Source organism: Jutongia huaianensis (assembly GCF_014384985.1).
Taxonomy (GTDB): Bacteria; Bacillota; Clostridia; order Lachnospirales; family Lachnospiraceae; genus Jutongia; species Jutongia huaianensis.
This window is the reverse complement of the sequence record NZ_JACRSX010000001.1, coordinates 107,991-126,515: the sequence shown is the minus strand read 5'-3', so window position 1 is coordinate 126,515 and position 18,525 is coordinate 107,991. Positions and strand designations below refer to the sequence as shown.

15 protein-coding genes are annotated in these 18,525 nt (G+C 45.6%); 13 read left to right on the top strand and 2 right to left on the bottom strand.

From position 1 onward, the window contains the following. Positions 1-44 precede the first annotated feature (44 nt). Entirely contained in the window at positions 45-989 is a 945-nt protein-coding gene (locus H8704_RS00575) for a glycosyl hydrolase (protein WP_249296893.1), read from the top strand. Positions 990-1,061: 72 nt separating this feature from the next. Here H8704_RS00575 and H8704_RS00570 read toward each other — a convergent pair whose 3' ends face one another. Next, the gene (locus H8704_RS00570; protein WP_249296892.1) at positions 1,062-1,802 is read right to left on the bottom strand and encodes an AraC family transcriptional regulator; all 741 of its coding nucleotides are present in this window, start codon (positions 1,800-1,802) and stop codon (positions 1,062-1,064) included. A gap of 247 nt (positions 1,803-2,049) precedes the next feature. Here H8704_RS00570 and H8704_RS00565 point away from each other — a divergent pair, with 247 nt between their 5' ends. Both H8704_RS00565 and H8704_RS00560 read left to right on the top strand, forming a co-directional pair. Then, positions 2,050-3,081 carry a glycoside hydrolase family 5 protein gene (locus H8704_RS00565; protein WP_249296891.1) on the top strand — a complete coding sequence of 344 codons (1,032 nt, stop codon included), beginning with the start codon at positions 2,050-2,052 and terminating at the stop codon, positions 3,079-3,081. A 119-nt stretch (positions 3,082-3,200) separates the two neighbouring features. Then, complete coding sequence (locus H8704_RS00560) at positions 3,201-4,559, top strand: MATE family efflux transporter (protein WP_249296890.1); 1,359 nt, start codon at positions 3,201-3,203, stop codon at positions 4,557-4,559. A 173-nt stretch (positions 4,560-4,732) separates the two neighbouring features. Here H8704_RS00560 and H8704_RS00555 read toward each other — a convergent pair whose 3' ends face one another. Beyond that, positions 4,733-7,702: a sugar-binding domain-containing protein gene (locus H8704_RS00555; RefSeq protein WP_249296889.1), complete on the bottom strand. Its 2,970-nt coding sequence runs from the start codon at positions 7,700-7,702 to the stop codon at positions 4,733-4,735. A 215-nt stretch (positions 7,703-7,917) separates the two neighbouring features. On the opposite strand from H8704_RS00555, the gene H8704_RS00550 reads away from it, so the two are divergent. The 10 genes from H8704_RS00550 to H8704_RS00505 all read left to right on the top strand — a co-directional run bounded on the left by H8704_RS00550 (position 7,918) and on the right by H8704_RS00505 (position 18,515). Next, the gene (locus H8704_RS00550; RefSeq protein ID WP_249296888.1) at positions 7,918-9,018 is read left to right on the top strand and encodes an N-acetylmuramoyl-L-alanine amidase; all 1,101 of its coding nucleotides are present in this window, start codon (positions 7,918-7,920) and stop codon (positions 9,016-9,018) included. A gap of 62 nt (positions 9,019-9,080) precedes the next feature. Then, positions 9,081-9,683, top strand: coding sequence for an XTP/dITP diphosphatase (locus tag H8704_RS00545; RefSeq protein WP_249296887.1), 603 nt, complete (start codon positions 9,081-9,083; stop codon positions 9,681-9,683). Positions 9,684-9,699: 16 nt separating this feature from the next. Beyond that, entirely contained in the window at positions 9,700-10,209 is a 510-nt protein-coding gene (locus H8704_RS00540; RefSeq protein WP_249296886.1) for a metallophosphoesterase family protein, read from the top strand. A 156-nt stretch (positions 10,210-10,365) separates the two neighbouring features. Continuing rightward, positions 10,366-10,836: a MarR family winged helix-turn-helix transcriptional regulator gene (locus H8704_RS00535; protein WP_249296885.1), complete on the top strand. Its 471-nt coding sequence runs from the start codon at positions 10,366-10,368 to the stop codon at positions 10,834-10,836. 100 nt (positions 10,837-10,936) lie between these two features. Continuing rightward, the gene (locus tag H8704_RS00530; protein WP_022464884.1) at positions 10,937-12,346 is read left to right on the top strand and encodes a citrate/2-methylcitrate synthase; all 1,410 of its coding nucleotides are present in this window, start codon (positions 10,937-10,939) and stop codon (positions 12,344-12,346) included. A gap of 57 nt (positions 12,347-12,403) precedes the next feature. Beyond that, on the top strand, positions 12,404-13,249 hold the full coding sequence (locus H8704_RS00525) for a deoxyribonuclease IV (RefSeq protein WP_022464883.1): 846 nt from the start codon (positions 12,404-12,406) through the stop codon (positions 13,247-13,249). Positions 13,250-13,356: 107 nt separating this feature from the next. Then, entirely contained in the window at positions 13,357-14,049 is a 693-nt protein-coding gene (locus tag H8704_RS00520) for a response regulator transcription factor (protein ID WP_118678046.1), read from the top strand. Continuing rightward, complete coding sequence (locus tag H8704_RS00515) at positions 14,039-15,241, top strand: sensor histidine kinase (protein WP_118678036.1); 1,203 nt, start codon at positions 14,039-14,041, stop codon at positions 15,239-15,241. Before H8704_RS00520 ends, H8704_RS00515 begins: the two co-directional genes overlap by 11 nt. A gap of 2 nt (positions 15,242-15,243) precedes the next feature. After that, positions 15,244-17,598 carry a hypothetical protein gene (locus H8704_RS00510; RefSeq protein WP_249296884.1) on the top strand — a complete coding sequence of 785 codons (2,355 nt, stop codon included), beginning with the start codon at positions 15,244-15,246 and terminating at the stop codon, positions 17,596-17,598. 2 nt (positions 17,599-17,600) lie between these two features. Next, positions 17,601-18,515 (top strand): ABC transporter ATP-binding protein, encoded by a 915-nt coding sequence (locus H8704_RS00505; protein ID WP_022464879.1) that lies wholly within the window; start codon positions 17,601-17,603, stop codon positions 18,513-18,515. Positions 18,516-18,525: the final 10 nt, after the last annotated feature.

Sequence of the window (18,525 nt, the reverse complement as noted above, 5' to 3'; positions counted from 1 at the left end):
AGCAGGAATGCAGAATCAGTAATGAAAACAGGAGGCATCTCAAAATGCAGAAACCGGTGAATCAAAATGCCTCTCCGGAGGCAGCAGCTCTTTTAAATTATCTGGAACAGACAGCAGGACATGGGATTATTACGGGACAGCATACCCAGACAAATCCTATGGAGGAGATTACATATATCCGGGAGATTACCGGAAAGCAGCCGAAGCTGAGAGGTTTTGAGCTTCTGGCATATTCTCCCAATATCAATGAGGCAGATGCCGGAGAGGCATGTCTTACCGAGGTGTACGAAAACAGAGACACATTAAAAACAGCCATGAAATGGGCAAAGGAATCCGATGGGATCGTAACATTTTCCTTTCACTGGTTTTCTCCTTTAGGAGGCAGGGACAAAAGCTTTTATGCGGAGCATACTGATTTTGATCCGGCAAAGGTACTGGTCGAAGGGACACCGGAGCGGGAGGCGTTTTATCACGATATGAAGGTGATCGCCGGTTATCTTGAGGAGTTTAAAGAGGCAGGAATCCCAATTCTCTGGAGACCGTTTCATGAGTCAGACGGAACCTGGTTCTGGTGGGGGTCTAAGGGACCGGAGGTTGCCAGGGATCTGTATCTGTTGATGTATGATTATTATGTGAATGAATGTCATCTGGACAATCTGCTCTGGGTATGGAACTGCAGACTGCCGGAGGGATATCCGGGGGATGCGTTTGTGGATATTGTTTCTGTAGATATTTACCTGCCGGAATATGCGCCCACAGACTATGCGAAGGAATACGAGGAGCTGATCCGGGCGACCAGTACCAATAAGGTGGCGGCTCTGGCTGAGGTGGGTTATATGCCGGATGTGGATATGCTGGCAGAGTCCCATACACCATGGGCATATTATATGACATGGTCCAAGGAGTTTTGTATCGGGGAGCAGTACAACAGCAAGGAAAATCTTCGCCGTATGTATAACAGCGCATATGCGGTGTATAATGAACCCTAAAGGGTTCATATTAGAAGTTGCTTCGCAACTTCGATTTGCATAATTTTAAGATATCGTATTCCAGATGGAATTTCAATGCCTGGAATAGTCAGTGAGATCCTCGTTTCGCCGGTATTGCCCCGGTGTGACACCATATTCCCGGTGGAAGCAGCGGATATAATGGCTGCAGGAGGCAAAGCCCAGAAAGGAACTGATATCGGTACAGCTAATGGTGCTGTTTTTCAACATATAGCAGGAGGTTTCACATTTTTTATGCAGGATATACTGTTGCAGGGTATATCCTGTTTCTTTTTTGAAAAGCTTCGATAAATATTCCGGGTGAAGTCCCAGTGCTGCTGCAACTTCCCGGCTGGAAAGAGGGTGGGACATATGTTTGACAATGTAATCGATGCCATGCCGGACATGATAGGAAAGGGCTTTCCCTTGACGAAGCTCATGCATGGCGTTGGTAAAAGCAGTGACAGCCTTCACCTTGATCCCGGCGAGCTCCTCCTGACTGGTACACTGATCCACCTTTCGGATCAAGAGGTCACTGAGGGTAAAGGACTGCTCCGGTTCCAGTCCCCCTTCAATGCAAAAACGGGTGATCATAGCGATCAGAATGACATGATGATACTTCATATTCTGCAGAGGATTTGCAGATAATGTTCCCATATGTTCCCAGTTCTGATTGGCGATATCTCCCTGCAAAATGTCCGGATTGCCGGAGGCAATATCCCGGTAGAAGGCAAATTCCTCCTCCAGGGAGATATGAAAATATTCTTCCTCCTGCTGCTTGGCGAGGAGATTCCGGAGTTCCTTTTTAACATTCATGGGTATGAAAGCTCCTTTCTGTGGAAAGTAATTTTATGATGCCATGGTTAAGCCGGCAGATAGTAATTTGGATGTAAACATATATTACTATCTGCTTTTGACCCTGATATCATATTATATCGGTATTATGATATATTTATCTGTTTCATTGTATCATATCCGGCTAAATAATACTATGATGAAGTTGTAAAAAGAAAACAGACAATGCTTATATAAATGCAAGAAAAAGAAAGGAAAGGTGATCACGATGAGAAAATGGATCGGATATGAAAAGGGTGTCAATCTTGGCGGCTGGTTATCCCAGTGTGATTACAGCAAGGAAAGGCTGGAGCATTTTATTGAGGAGGAAGACATCAGACGTCTTAGTACCTGGGGGTTGGACCATCTTCGTCTGCCAATGGATTACAATGTCCTGCGGGAGGAAAACGGAGCATTTAAGGAGGATGGTTTTGGTTATGTGAAGAGTGCTGTGGAGTGGTGCCGGAAATATGGGCTGAATGTCATTTTGGATCTTCATAAAACCGCAGGTTATTCCTTTGATAAAAATGAGCAGGAGCATGGTTTTTTTGCGGAGGAAAGTTATCAGGAGTATTTCTATACCCTGTGGGAGGAGATTGCCCGGAGATTTGCCGGATATGGAGATCAGGTTGCCTTTGAGCTTCTTAATGAAGTGACGGACGAGAAGACTATGGATGCATGGAAGCAGATTTCAGCAGAATGTATCCGCAGGATCCGTGTTATTGCTCCGAAAACAAAGATTATGATTGGTGGCTACTGGAATAATAGTGTTACTGCAGTAAAGGATCTTCCGATGCCGGCAGATGAGAACATTGTTTATAATTTTCATTGCTATGAGCCTCTGATCTTTACTCATCAGGGAGCGGGCTGGGTTGATACCATGCCTGCGGATTACCGGATGTCCTTTGATAATGACATGTCCGTGTTTATGGACAAGACCAAGGAATATCTTCCAGACAATGTGATCATGCTGGAGCCGGCAAAGGACATTGCCCATGCTCTGGACAGTGAATTCTTTGAAAAGCTGTTTGCAGAGGCTATTACAGTTGCTGAGGAGAGAAATGTACCATTATATTGTGGGGAATATGGAGTGATCAATCTGGCATCTCCGGGAGACACTCTGAAATGGTATCAGAGTATTCATGCTGTTTTTGAAAAGTATGGTATTGGAAGGGCGGCATGGAGTTATAAGGAGATGGATTTTGGTCTTATTGATGAACATATGGATCCGGTACGGGAGGATGTGATCCGGGAGCTGTAATGCCACAGTATCTGAAAAAGAAATTGGTATAGGTATAATATACAATTTTTGATGATATCCACACTTTCTATTTGATATAAATTGTGATACAGTGTTAGGGAATGTGGAGGCAAAAGATCATGAAAACCGCAGCAAAAGAAAAAGAGATGGATATGTTAAACGGAGGGATTGCAGGAAAATTAATTCTGTTTTCCCTTCCGTTGGCGTTTAGTAGTATTTTACAGCAGCTTTTTAATTCTGCAGATGTTGCCGTTGTGGGACGATTTGCGGGAGATCAGGCATTGGCGGCCGTGGGAAGCTGCGTGGCACTGGTAGGTATCTTTGTTAATCTGATCGTAGGACTTTCGGTGGGACCAAATGCCGTGTTAGCCAGTCTGATCGGTCAGAAGAAACGGGAACGGATTCCGGGTATGCTTCATACGGTTTTAACCTTCGGAGCAGTTTTGGGGGTATTTCTGATGCTTCTTGGTATGCTGACGGCCCGGCTTGTTTTGGAAGCATCCGGCACACCGGAAAGCGTTATGGCAGAAGCCTTATTGTATATCAGGATCTATTTTTTGAGTATTCCCTTTATGCTGATCTACAATTTTGGGTCAGCAGCACTTCGAAGTTTTGGAGACACCAGACACCCAATGTATTATCTTCTGGCATCCGGGATCGTCAATGTGATACTGAATCTGGTCCTTGTGATCTGCTTCCGGCTGGGAGTATCCGGCGTGGCGATCGCTACGGTGATCTCCAATATATTGAGCGCATCTCTTGTGATCCATTGTCTTCATTGCAGACAGGATGAGTTTCAATTTCGTTTTCACCATATGAGGATTAAATGGGCAGATTTGAAAAAGGTGCTGATCATTGGCATCCCGGCGGGAATTCAGGGAGCCATTTTTTCTATCTCTAATGTGTTTATCCAGAGCGGCATCAATTCCTTTGGAGAGGATGCCATTGCCGGCTCCTCTCTGGCTTTAAATTTTGAATATTTTACATACGATATTGCCAATGCATTTGCGCAGGCGGCAGTAACCTTTACCAGCCAGAATTATGGTGCCGGAAATTTCAAGCGGTGCCGCAGGATCTTTTGGCTGTGTATGCTGTTTGGAATCGGTTTTACGGAGATATTGAGTGTTGTATTTATTTTGTGGAAGGGATTCTTTGTCAGCATCTATACCACAAGCCAGGCCGTTGCCGCTTACGGCATTATTCGGATGGAGCGCGTCTGTGCCCTGGAGGGACTGACTGCAACCTACGAGGTGGAAAGTGCTGCCATGAGAGGCATGGGCAGATCTCTGGAGCCGTCTGTTGTGACTATTCTGGGAACGGTGGTCTTTCGAATGATCTGGCTGGTAACGATCTTTAAGATGGTTCCGACCTTTGGAATGCTGATGAATGTGTATGTGGCTTCATGGATATTTACCGGAGGCGTGTTGTTTGTGATCTATTATATGTATAGCAGGAAGGCGTTTGCACAGCGGATGTAAAAGGATTTTGACACACATTTCCGCTCAAAAAAAATGAGCGATGTTTGAGCGAAGTTTTTTTGAGAAAAATATAAAAAATTATTGATATTAAAGAAATATGAAAAGAGCAGTATCAAAATAGGCTACGGCAAAATGTCGCAGCCTATCTCTCGTTTATTCTGTTTACTTTTCCATCATTCCCCTACAAATGTTTTCCGCAGCTTCTTCATATCCAGTGTCTGCTCCGGCCGGAATGCATCCGAGCTTACATAAGAGATCAGAGACTTGATAAACTGATCTACCTCCGGAAGATGTGTGACATCGCGGTGGCTGATGATCTCGCCTGCTGCAGTAATGGCATCATCTCTGGTTGGTTCTGTAAGATTGACAAGCTCGCTGAGACGGATCGTGCAGACCATCAAGGAGCCGGTTCCAACCTGTCCCTCAAAGAGGATACCAAGCTTATGGTTACGATCAAAGTTATCCATCATCTGTATGATTGGGCGGTAGCTTTTGTCTGTCGTGTCATCCAGAATTGCACAGTCACAGTGGGATACCAGCTGATACCACTGTGGTGTTGCGTAGGTGTGGGAAGGAAACTGCTTTAATGCCGGATGCTCATTCTGGATCAGCAGGCCCATGGTACCTACGGCTACCGGTTTTTTCATCCACTCACAGATATCGCGGAACATTGGATAGCACCAGAACTCCGTACAGTAGAAGCCCTTGAGGCTCTCGACTGTCTCCTTTGGCAGATAAAGGACACGTTTGCCCTCGGTAAGCATTGCTTCTGCCTGGTCAAAGTCATTTGTAATATATGTTTTCTCAGCGCCTTCGCCCACCGATGCCACGTTGGCAAGATCCAGATGATCATTGTCGGCAGGATAGAGATATAGCTCATATTCGTTGGAAATGCCGGTTCCCTCAATGAAGAGAGAAAGTACCGCTGTTGTGGCATCATTGATGGCAGGAACCGGAATAGAGATATCCTCCAGCTTCACCAGTCCGAGAATGTCAGACGGCAGAGGGATTGTTCCCACGGCTGCCTTTGTGCCATCCTGCAGGGTGAAGCGGTACGTGACAGACTTGCCTGCGAGACTCTCCGGGCGGTAATAACGGAATGCAGTGGAGAACTCAAATACAGAGCCTGCTGTCAGGACATAGCTGTCAAATTCTGCCATCAGGATCGCATCGGAGCAATAGCCCGCCCATTCCTTTGTGGTCACAAGACCCTTGTTGTCCATAAAAGCGTCCAGGATACCCACCAGAGCAGTTCCCTGTCCGGAGAAATCCTGAATATCCAGAATCTGATAACCGGCAAGATTTTTTGTGCGGGCAGCAGCCTCCAGTTCTTCTTTGTAGCACTGAACGGCAAGCTTACCACTGTTGTAGAAAAAGTCATCTGCCTGATCAAGCATGCCCTTTTCTTCTAGATGATCCCGGAATACCTCAAAGTTTCTGGCTTTTAATACACCGGTATATTTATCAATCTCGTGGAAATTCGGAAATACACAGTACTGACCGATCTCATGAGATACCACAGGAATCTCCGGCATCAGCACCTCGGTATTCTCGGCAGCTTTTACTTTCTTGACACCGGTGCCGTACTGGATTTCAATCTCTGCAGCCTCATCTCCGCTGTCAGCGGCAGCCTTGGATGGCAGGATCGCTTCGTCATAGTTTTTGCGGGTCGCAGGCTCGGCAGACTGAATATGTCCCAGCGGTGCGTCGCACATACCATAGGAGCCACGGAACAGACGGTTCTTGCTCAGGCGCACGCCAACGAAGAAGTCCTCTTCCGGCAGAATGACCGGTGTGTGCTGGAAATTGTTAGAGCCCTGTGTATATAAGTGACGGGTATCCACAGCCTTGTATGCGGCGAGGATCTCTGAGATCCGTTCTTTGCTGCCCCAGAGCTCATTGCCCAGAGACATCATACAATAGGAGGCGTGGTTTCCGAAATATTTCATCATACGGTAGCCTTCTTCAATGAGATAGGACTGTTCGGTTTCATTGTGGCCTTCCTCTCCCGGAGCTGTCATCGTACCCCAGAACGGAAGCTGTGGCTCCATATAGATACCCACCAGATCAGCAGCAGTAAATGCGGCATCCGGAGGACAGCAGGTATGGAAACGGTAATGGTTGATGCCATAGCTTTTGGAGATGGACAATACCTTGATCCATTCCCCAACTGTAGCAGGAACGGCACCGGTCAGTGGGAAGATCAGACCGTCATGCTTGCCTCGCAGAAATGTCTTGCGGCCGTTGATCAGAAAATCATGTCCCTCGGTAGTAAAATCACGAAGTCCGAAAGTGGTGGTGACAGTTTCGGTGCTGTCTGCGAAGGAGACGGTCAGTTCATAGATGACCGGGGTATATTCACTCCAGAGTACCGGATGCTCTCCCAGATCATATGTCACAGAATATACTGCTTCTCCTGCCGGAAATGGAATTTCAAAGGACTGGACAGGGGTAATCAGATCTTTGAGTCCGTCACGGTCACGAAGTTGTGAATGGATCTCAATGGTGTGGGAAGCATCCGAACCGGAAGCGTTTACGGTAGTCATTTCCAGTGTCACAGTACCGATTTTTGTATCCGGAAGTGTCTTGATATGGGAGATATAGCAGGCTTCGTGAATGCGAAGAGAAATCTCACCAATAATACCGTTCCAGTTTGTCTGTGTATCCGGGGAGGTCAGATGACCGCCCTTTGTGGGATAAGCCAGTGGATCGGCGTCCCCTTCCTCCGGCTTTTGAAGATTGGCAACCAGTATGGTCAGACGGAAGTCCTGTCCGGTCACGGCCTTTGTAAGGTTGTAAATATGTGGTGTATTCAGACTGTCATAAGTACCGATCTGTATATCGTTGACCCATACCATAGTTACACGGGTACGCTCCAGATAGAGCAGGATCTCCCTGCCCACATCCTCCGGTTCCAGATGAATCTCCTTGGAGTACCATGCATATCCCTCATACAGATAAGGATCTGTCAGAGTTCCTGTTTCCATTTTGTCAGAAAATGTTCCCTTCTGTGCCATAGAGGTGGTACCCGGCAGAGAAATCGTATCATCGAAATTTTTTGTATAAAATGCTTCGTGGATGCCGGTACAGCCTGTGTCAAGCTGGAAATCCCAGACACCCTGTAAATTCATAGTCTTTGTCATAATTTTCTCTCCTGTTATAAAATGATCCGTAATACTGCAGTGAAAACTGCAAAACATAACTATTTTATTATACAGGGTGAGGGAATCTCTTTCAACTAAAAAGACAAAGAAAAGTGTTGTAATTTGTGGTTTAATGTAATCTATGGTACAATATCTTCAAAGGCAAAAGGGAATCTTTTGCCGGTTCTTAAAATTCAAGAGAGGAATTAATATAGATGGAGATGTGGGAATGGCGCAGACTTGCGTTTCGCAGTGCGGGTCTGCTGGTGTTTGTCCTGTTGATCACGATTGCCGGAAATCTTTCGTCACAGAAGAGTTTCTGGCAAAAGGAGAACGGCAGCGGGCAGACGGCACAGACACAGAAGTTGTCCAATATTGAGCATGTGGAAGCACATGTTATGAAGCAGGATGAACTCAGCCGGCTGGGAGAACATTATATAGAGATCAGCAAAACAGTAACAGGACAGGCCATCTCTGTGCGGCTGGATAATGATTATGTGGAACGGACCATGACATTGACTATGAAAGGAGCCTCCGTCAGGGGATATGGAAGGACTTCGATAAAATATCATGGTGGAGACGGAAACTTCCGAAAGGAAGAAGTGATCAAAAAGCAGAAGGTATCCCAGACACATAAGACGGCACGATTCACTTTTTGTATGAACCGGATCTATGAGCCGGAGCTTTTGGAGTCGGAGGATGCCTGCTATATTGTACTTCGTCGTCCGAAAGAGGTATATTCCCACGTTGTGGTTATTGATGCCGGACACGGAGGAGATGATGAAGGAACGGGTTCGGTGGACTGGAAGTATCGGGAAAAGGACTCGGCACTTAAAATTGTGGGATGTCTGAAACAGATTCTGGATGGCACCGATATCAAGGCATACTATACCAGACTGGACGACAGGGATATTTCCAAAAGGGACAGGGTCAGGCTGGCGAAGGATGCCGGAGCAGATGTATTGATCAGTGTTCACTGTAATGCCTCGGATGCTTATGACACGACGGCAAAGGGAGTGGAAACATTATATTCCGGCAGAAAGAAAACCACAGCAGGAAATCTGTCCAGCAGGCAGCTTGCAAAGGATATTCTTGATGAGGTTTGCGAAACGACCGGCAGGCAGCGTCGTAAGGTGATACGGAGAGATCAGCTGTATCTGATGCATCATGCGGATGTGCCGGTTACCATTGTCGAGGTGGGATATATGACCAACCGGTCAGATATGAGATATCTCAAAAAACAAAAGAACCAGAGGGAGATTGCACAGGGAATTTATAACGGATTGTGCAAAAGTCTGCAGAGGATAGAAAAGTAGGTGTCCTAAAAACAGGACAGAGCTATTGATGAAAAGAAGATAAAAAGAGAGGAATTATGATCATGAAAAAGATTATTGTGGCAACCGGAAATGAAGGAAAAATGAAAGAATTCCGCCAGATCCTGCAGGGAGAGGATATTGTATTTTCTTCCCTGAAGGATGAGGGCTTACAGAATGTAGAGATTGTGGAGGATGGCAGTACTTTTGAGGAGAATGCACTGATCAAGGCCCGCAAGATTTCTGAGATCACAGGACAGATCGTGCTGGCAGATGATTCCGGGCTGGAGGTGGATGCATTGGATAAAGCACCCGGGATTTATTCTGCACGTTATATGGGAGAGGATACTCCATATACAGTAAAAAATAATTATATCATTGAGCTTTTGAAGGATGTGGAGGGAGAGGACCGCAGTGCCCGTTTTGTCTGTGTGATCGCCTGTGTATTTCCGGATGGCAGAAGCTTTACATGCCGTGGCGTGGTAGAGGGACAGATCGGTTACAGCGAAAAGGGAGAGAATGGTTTTGGATATGATCCGATCTTTTATGTGCCGGAGCTTGGATGTACGACAGCAGAGCTTCCGCCGGAGGAAAAAAACAAGATCAGCCACAGAGGCCGTGCATTGACCGCTATGTATGACAAAATGAAAGAGTATGGGATTGTATAAGAACAGGAGTGGAAAAATGGGAGAAACAGAGCAGGAACAGATCAAAGTGCTGATCGTCAGTGATTCTCATGGACGCAATGATAATCTTAGAAAAGCAGTGGCCAATATGAGAGGAACCCATTGCCGGATGCTGCATGCCGGAGATTTTCAGTGCTCCCCACAGGAGATTTATGATCTGGCAGGGGTGCCGGTAGATATGGTTCGCGGAAATTGTGACAGTAGTCTCAGCGGAGTTCCATTATCCAGAATTGTGGAAATCGGCGGATATCGGATTTTGCTGACTCACGGTCATCAGTATGCAGGCATTGACAGTATTGGAAACATGAGTGAGATGGCGCGGGCCAATGATGTGCAGATCGTCGTCTGCGGGCACACGCATATTCCCCATATGGAAAAGCGTGGAGATGTCTGGGTTGTCAATCCGGGCAGTATTTCACAGCCCCGCCAGCCGGGGCATCAGCCGTCTTATCTGGTGATGAATATCGAGCATGGAACGGTGGATTTTGTACCGGTATATTTAACATAGTGATAGAAAAGAACAAAATTGCGTCGTGTAATTATTTACCGGCGTAATTTTTGTTTAGAAAAGCTTTAGAATTGATCCGGGGAAATTGGATTGACGGAAAGAGCAAATTTTGATATAATAGTTCTAAAATGAACTGTCTGAAGCAGGAAAAGCATTATGTCCGGTCAAGGTCAGGTAATGGGGGAGGGCATCATGGATGACAGAGTGGAACAATTATTAAGTGGTCAGTATTTCAAAAAGTATCAAGAAGCAATGTATTCCGAAATTACTGAAAAATTTAATATGACGCTTATGGAAGTGCGTGTGTTACTTTTCTTTGATAATCATGGAAGCAGCAATACGGCGAAGGATCTGGTCAGGATCTTTCATTATACCAAGTCCAATGTCTCCAAGGCCATTGACAGTCTGCTGCTTCGCGGATATTTAAAGAAACAGTATGATGATCAGGACAGACGGTATATTCATTTGACGGTGCAGCCGGAGGCAGCAGATGTGCTGGAGATGGCGCGGCAGTGTCAGAAGGATATGTTTCAATCGGTTTTCCGGGGGATCAGTGAAGAGGAGTTACAGATTGTACAGAAGGTGGCTCAGAAGATTCACCAGAATATATCGGAAGCGATGCAGTAAGTGAATGGGGAAATGCATCGGCATATGTGGAAGACGGTTTTGTAACCCGAGGGTGTTTTTTGAAAGGAAAGGTGATATTGTGCAGGATAATTTTGAAAAAATGATGAGCGATTTTACACAAAAGTATAAGGATGTCTGTATTCAGAACAATTCCATTGACAGCAGTCTTTTTGCAGAGTATGGGGTAAAGCGTGGTCTTAGGGACAAAAACGGAAAAGGAGTCCTTTCCGGTATTACAAATATTTCTTTGATCAAGGCGAGCGACATTGTAGACGGAAAAGTGAAGCCATGTGACGGACAGCTTTTTTACCGCGGATATAATATTTATGATCTTACCAATGGCATGAGAAAGGATCATCGGTTTGGATTTGAGGAGATCACATATCTTCTGTTGTTTGGTAATCTGCCGACTAAGAGTGAGTTAAAGGAGTTCAGCGGGATTCTGGCAAAGAACCGCAGACTCCCAACGAACTTTGTCCGTGACGTTATTATGAAGGCGCCAAGCCAGGATATTATGAATTCCCTGACAAAGAGTGTACTGACCCTGTCTTCCTATGATGATAAGGTGTCAGATATCAGTCTGGAGAATGTATTGTCACAGTGCCTGATGCTGATCAGTGTATTCCCGATGCTTTCTGTATACGGTTATCATGCATATAATCATTATGAGAGAGATGAGAGTTTTTATATTCATCGTCCGGATGACAATCTTTCTGCGGCAGAGAATATTTTGAGAATGCTCCGTCCGGATAAAAAATATACGGATCTGGAGGCGAAGGTGCTTGATATGGCACTTGTACTTCACATGGAGCACGGCGGCGGTAATAATTCTACCTTTACAACCCGCGTCGTTACATCGGCAGGTTCCGATACATATTCTGTTATTGCGGCAGCTCTTTCTTCCCTGAAGGGACCAAAGCATGGCGGTGCCAATATCAAGGTGGTTGAGATGATGCGGGATATTAAGGAGCATGTAAAAGATACCACAGATGAGGATGAGGTGAGAGCATATCTCAAGAAGATCCTTCATAAGGAAGCCTTTGATCATCGTGGCCTGATCTATGGTATGGGTCATGCTGTTTATTCCATTTCTGATCCGAGAGCCGTGGCGTTCCGCGGATTTGTGGAGAGACTTGCGACAGAGAAGCATGAAAATAAAGACTATGCATTATATTCTATGATCGAGCGTATTGCGCCGGAGGTGATCGGCGAGGAATGTGCGATCTACAAGGGTGTCAGTGCAAATGTGGATTTTTACAGTGGTTTTGTATATACTATGCTTGGTATTCCGACAGAGCTGTTTACTCCAATCTTTGCGATGGCGCGTATCGTAGGCTGGAGTGCGCACCGTATGGAGGAGCTGATCAATGTGGATAAGATCATTCGTCCGGCGTATCAGAGTATTATGGTGCCGAAGGCTTATGAGAGTCTTGCCGACCGTAGTACACCAAAGCTTGGCAGCAAGGAGAAGGAAACCTTAAAGATTTCCATGAAAGATGAAAGCTGTTAATGAAATTGCGTGCCTGCAGTTTAAGGTCTGCGGGTAGAGAAAGGAAAGTAGATTATTATGTATATAGGAGCTCATATTTCGGCTTCCAAGGGCTTCGAAGCAATGGGAAAGCAGGCGTTATCCCTTGGAGCGAATACCTTTGCGTTTTTTACGAGAAATCCCCGTGGAGGTAAGGCGAAGGAAATTGATCCGGCAGATGTGGATAAGCTGTTAGCGTTGATGGAGGAGCATCATTTTGGAAAGCTGGTAGCTCACGCACCTTATACTATGAATCTTTGTGCAGCGAAGGAAAATGTCCGGAGCTTTTCCATTGAGATGTTTCAGGATGACATGAAGAGAATGGAGTATGTACCGGGAAATTATTATAATTTTCATCCGGGTTCTCATGTGGGACAGGGGGCCGAAAAAGGCATTGACCTCATTGCAGAAGCATTAAATGTCTCTCTTTTTCCGGAGCAGCAGACAACGGTACTGCTGGAAACTATGGCAGGAAAGGGCAGCGAGGTAGGACGTAATTTTCAGGAGCTTCGTGAGATTATTGACCGGGTGGAACTTAGTGATAAGCTGGGAGTTTGTCTGGACACATGCCATATCTGGGATGGCGGCTATAATATTGTGGAGCAGTTGGATGAGGTGCTTCAGGAGTTTGATCAGGTGATCGGTCTGAACCGGTTAAAGGCAGTTCATCTCAATGACAGTATGAACCCTCTGGAGGCGCATAAGGACCGCCATGAGAAGATCGGGGAAGGTCATTTGGGAATTGAGGCGATCACACGGATCATCAATCATCCGGTGCTGAGAGATCTGCCGTTTATTCTGGAGACACCAAATGATGATGACGGCTATCGCAGAGAGATTGCTTTACTGCGTAAGTTGTGGGGCGAGACACCTGTAGAACAATAATCTTAATAAATTTGTAATTTATGATACCCATGGGATATGTTATTCTATATAGAGACAGATCCGATGGGTATTTTAGTAGGAGAAAGGGGATTTTGATGAGCGGGTATATGGCAACAATTCTTGTGGCAGATGATGATCCGGATATTGCAGAGCTGGTGGAGCTTCATCTGGCAGGAGAGGGCTTTCGTGTATTTAAGGCATATGATGGAGCGGAGGCGTTAAATATATTTGGCAGAGAAAAGATTGATCTGGCAATCCTTGATATTATGATGCCGGGGGTGGATGGGATTCAGGTTTGCAAAAGGATCCGGGAGTTCAGTACGATTCCGGTGATCATGCTGAGTGCCAGGGATTCCGAGGAGGATAAGGTAGCCGGGCTGGAAATTGGTGCAGACGATTATGTGACAAAGCCGTTTCAAAAGGGGGAGCTGGCGGCGAGAGTGAAGTCACAGCTGCGCCGCTATCAAAGGTTTGGAGCGCAGGATCCGGCAGAAAAAAGCGATGAGATCCGGCTGGAAAATCTTTATATCGAAAAAAACACCCATTCCGTCAAAGCATTTGGTAATCCGGTCCGTTTGACGCATTTAGAGTTTGAGATTCTTTATCTGCTGGCATCCCATCCGGGTAAGGTATTCAGTACGGATGAAATTTTTGAAACAGTCTGGAAGGAAAAAAGCTTTGATATGAGCAATACAGTGATGGTGCATATCAGGCGTCTGAGAGAGAAGCTGGAAGGAAGGCAGAGAAAGGCTCAGATCATTAAGACGGTCTGGGGAGTAGGTTATAAAATTGAAGCATAATATATGGAAAAGTCTGCGGATGAAGCTGGTGTTATATGGAACAGCCAGCCTTTTGCTTGCGGCAGCCACAGAAGGAATTCTGGCATTACTGCTATATCTGATGTCCACCGTGTTAGGAGTATCCAGGCAGAATTCGTTGTATGATTATTCTAATGTGACATCCGATTATACAGAAGCGTATTTTACAGAGGGTAACTCCGGAATGAAGACATCTTTTTTGCGGACGCTGGGAAATATCGGAGACGATACCTTATATACTATTGCAGTTGTAGGGATGGCCGCGGGACTGCTGCTTTTTATATTTTATTTTCTGCTTCTGACCAGAAAGGTCACAGGAGATCTGTCAGATATTGCGGATGGTATCAGCTCTATGACCAGAGACAGAGAAGCAGGAAGTCTGCCGGTAGACAGGCAGGATGAGATTGGGGAGATTGCCCGGTCTGTCCATCAGATGACGGAGGAATTATCAAGACTGATGGCATCAGAACGAGAGGCACTGCAATCCAATAAAGAGATGATCGCGTGTCTGGCCCATGATCTCAGAACCCCGCTGACCTCTCTCAGTGGTTATCTGAATCTTGCAATGGATACGGACAAGTATGATGTGGAACAGAGACAGCATTTTGCGGAGGTGGCAGCCCGAAAGGCGGACCGGCTGGAAGGCTTGATCCAGGATCTTTTTGATTATACGAAATTAATGAGTGGAGAGATTACGCTGCATCGTCACAGGATTGATTTTGTAAAACTGGTGGAACAGATGATAGAGGAATTTTATCCGTTGTTAGAGGAAAATGAGCTGACATGCAGCTTTCAGACGGAGTGCCGGGAACTGGAGATGGATGTTGATCCGGATCTGATGGCGCGTGCGGTACAAAATCTGTTAAGCAACGCGGTCAAATACGGAAAAGATGGCAAGCAGATCATTATCCGGCTGGAAAAAGGTCGGAATGTAACATTTTCCGTCACCAATTATGGACTGATCATACCGGAGAAAAGTCTGGATATGATCTTTGAAAGATTTTACCGTGTGGAGGGCGCAAGATCGCCGGGGACCGGAGGAACAGGGCTGGGATTAAACATCGCCAAAGAGATTATAACGCTTCATGGTGGAACAATAACGGTGGAGAGCGGTCTGCAGGGGACTGTATTTTCTGTGGAGATTCCACGGAAGGAAGCAACGGAGGATGCGTGAGTGTGAGAAGATATTGGAGATATATCATTAAAAGCATATTCTGGATCTTATTAGTCATCGTTGGACTGACGCTTTTGTACCGCCTGGAAAATGACGGCAGCAAGAAGGAGTCTGCTTCGAAGGATTCAACATATCTGAGCCGGGGGATTTCTTTTACCAGAGGTAATATTCATATGGATGTTGCGGCAGGATATCAGGGAAAAGTCCGTCTGGGGAGATATGTGCAGCTTAAAGCAGACATCCGGAATACCGGTGGTGATTTTTCGGGAGTGTTACAGGTATTACCGGGAAAATCCGGTCAGGAGAAAACATATGAGAGGTCATTTGAGATTCAGGGAGGAGAAAGCCGGACGATCCGGATGTATATTCCTGTGGGAACGGAAAGTGACATTTTGGATGTAACATTGCTGCAGGGAAGACAGCAGGTAATATATACGGGAGAGATCTGGCTGGATCGTGACCGCAATGAGGATGAGATATATACAGGAATCTGCTGTGGAAGTAAGGAAAAACTGGGATATATGGAAGGTGCAGATACGAATGTAACATATCTTTCTAAAAAAGAACTGCCGGTGGATGCCCGGGGACTGGAATGGCTTGATGTTTTTGTGGTAAGTAATGTGGATCTGCAGACTCTGGAAGAACAGCAGGTCAGAGCTTTAATAAACTGGGTGCGCAGTGGTGGAACATTAGTGTTGGCAGATTCCGGAGAGGCAAAAGAGATTTCACCGTTTCGGGGGAAATTATTTGAGTGGAGAAAGACAAAGTCATTAAATATAAATACCAATTTTGGGTTGAATCGGAAAAGCATGAAACGTATCCGTAAAATAATTCTCCGGGAAGCAACCGCTGCAAAGACAGATGAGGTAAAGAATTTTCTAAGAAATAATCTGTCGGATGAGCTTTATGAAAAATGGAAAACAGAGATCAATAAGTTGGATGGATCATCGGAATGCATTCGGCAGGATGGAGAGGTATATCGGTATTTAAGCCGTAATTTCAGCGTAACTATGCTGAGGGATTTTCTGTCTCTTCAGTTGACGGCAGCAGAACGAAAAGCGACGCTGCAGGATATTTCCATTCAGAAAATCCATCGGAGGCTTCAGAAGCTTGACGTGAAAGGGGGGACGTCGTTTTTAGAAACCCGGAAGGGAGACGTTGTTTTTCAGGAAAAAAGCATCGGTTTAGGAAAGCTTATTGTCAGTGGTGTTTCGTTACAGCTTCCGTCCAGATGCTGGGATGTTCACGGAAACTATATTAAAACCCTGCTTTTAGATCATAGTGCAGACCGGAAAACGGTAACGGAGGCGGGACAGAGGCAAAAGACAGAAAACAGTATTATCAGCAGTGGCCTTCAGATCACGGATTGGAATAAATTACCGAATTTGAAGCTGTATATGGTTTTTCTTGGAATATATATTCTGGTGACCGGTATTATGGCAGGTCATTTTTTGAGAAAATCCCGACATCGGATGATAATCTGGGGAATCCTGCCGGTCAGTGCACTGGTGTTCTCTGTGTTGATCTATCTGACAGGGACCAGTACCCGTCTGGAAGGACGGTGTATTAATTACCTGAATCAGATGGAACTGGATCAACAGGGGGTGGGAGTGTTAAAAAGCTCTTTCCGGGTGATTAATGATCAGACCGGGCAGTATGATGTGGCGATGGATGGAGGACCGGTCATGGACTATGGTGATACCATGGAAAATACAGGAAAAAGTGTTTGGCAGGAAATGATTATGCAGCAGGGGGAAGGAAAAAATACGGCGCATATTGGAAAAGTGCCATGCTTTGAAGGAATTGATCTGCAAAGTAAGACTTCCGTCCGGCTTGATGGAGGTGTTGAAGCAAGTATCTCAATCATAGATCTGCAGCTTTTAGGTAATATTAAAAATAATTTTTCATACAAGCTGGAAGATTGTATGGTTTATCACAGAGGGATGTTGTATTATCTGGGAGATATTGAAGGGAAAGATGTTCATACGATAGAGGAAATCAACCGGGTGACAGGAGAATGTATCGAGGAGGAAAGGAACTATGAAAAGTTTGCGGAGAAACTTTTTGGCAGACGTTCAAAACATAAAATGACACGGGAAAGGATAAGGAGGCGCTGGGCTCTTCTGGAGGCGTGTATTAAAAATGTCGATGATGCGGACATTATCTTTTATAGCTTTATTCCAAAGGGGCAGGAAGTGACAGGGTGGTATGAAACGCAGAAGGCGAAGCAGCAGAATATGCTTGGCGGTCTGGAACAGATTTCGGGTATAAAATCAGGGGAAACCGGGATTATGATGCGGCTTCCGGGGAGGGATCGCACGGGAGAGGGTCATCGGATACTTCGTGGAGGTGATTGAGAATGCTTAAAATGCAGAAGGTAGGAAAAATCTATATGCAAAAGATTGTTCTGCAGGATCTGAATCTGGAAGTGGAAAATGGCAGAATATTTGGCCTGATCGGGGCTGTGGGGGAAGGAAAAACGACATTATGCCGTATGATTGCCGGTTTAATTCCTATTGATGAGGGAGAAATCTATATTGATGAAAAACCACTTTCCCGGCATCCGGAGATTGTCAGGAAAAAGCTGGGGTATGTTCCGAGGCAGTTTGGAAGATACCGGGATATGACGTGTGAGGAGTATCTGGAATATTTTGGAAGACTGTATGGGCGAAATGATGATATAACAGAGAAGAAGCTCGAAGAGCTTCTGGAAATGGCAAAGCTTGCATCAAGGAGCCGGGAGCAGGTGGATCAGCAGAGGCCGGAGGTCAAGAAAAAGCTTTCGTTGATCCGGTGTCTTCTGACAGATCCGGATGTATTGGTACTGGATGATTTTCTGGTGGGACTGGATGTAAGGGAGAGAAAAGAATTGAATACACTGCTGCTGCAGATTCGTGATATGGACAAGGCAATTCTCATCAGTTCTCCGGGAACTTCATTTTTGACCGGGGAGGAGGATTGTCTGGGGATCCTGCAGAGAGGAAATATTGTGGTACAGGGAACCCTGGAGGAGATAACAGAGCAGGTGAACCGTTCCAATCCGCTGGAGCTTGTGATAGCAGAGAATTGTGCAAAAGCAGTGGAGGTGTTGAAAGCAGAAAAAACAATCACACGCATCTCGATGGACGGAAATAAAATATTTGCAGGCTTTGAAGGAACACAGGAGGATCAGGTAAGGATCTTAAGATGCCTGATGAAGGAGGGGGTTCCGGTGATTTCATTTCAGAGAGGAAAAAGTGATCTGGAATCTGTTTTTTGGAAGCTGACAGAGTGATGCAGATCAG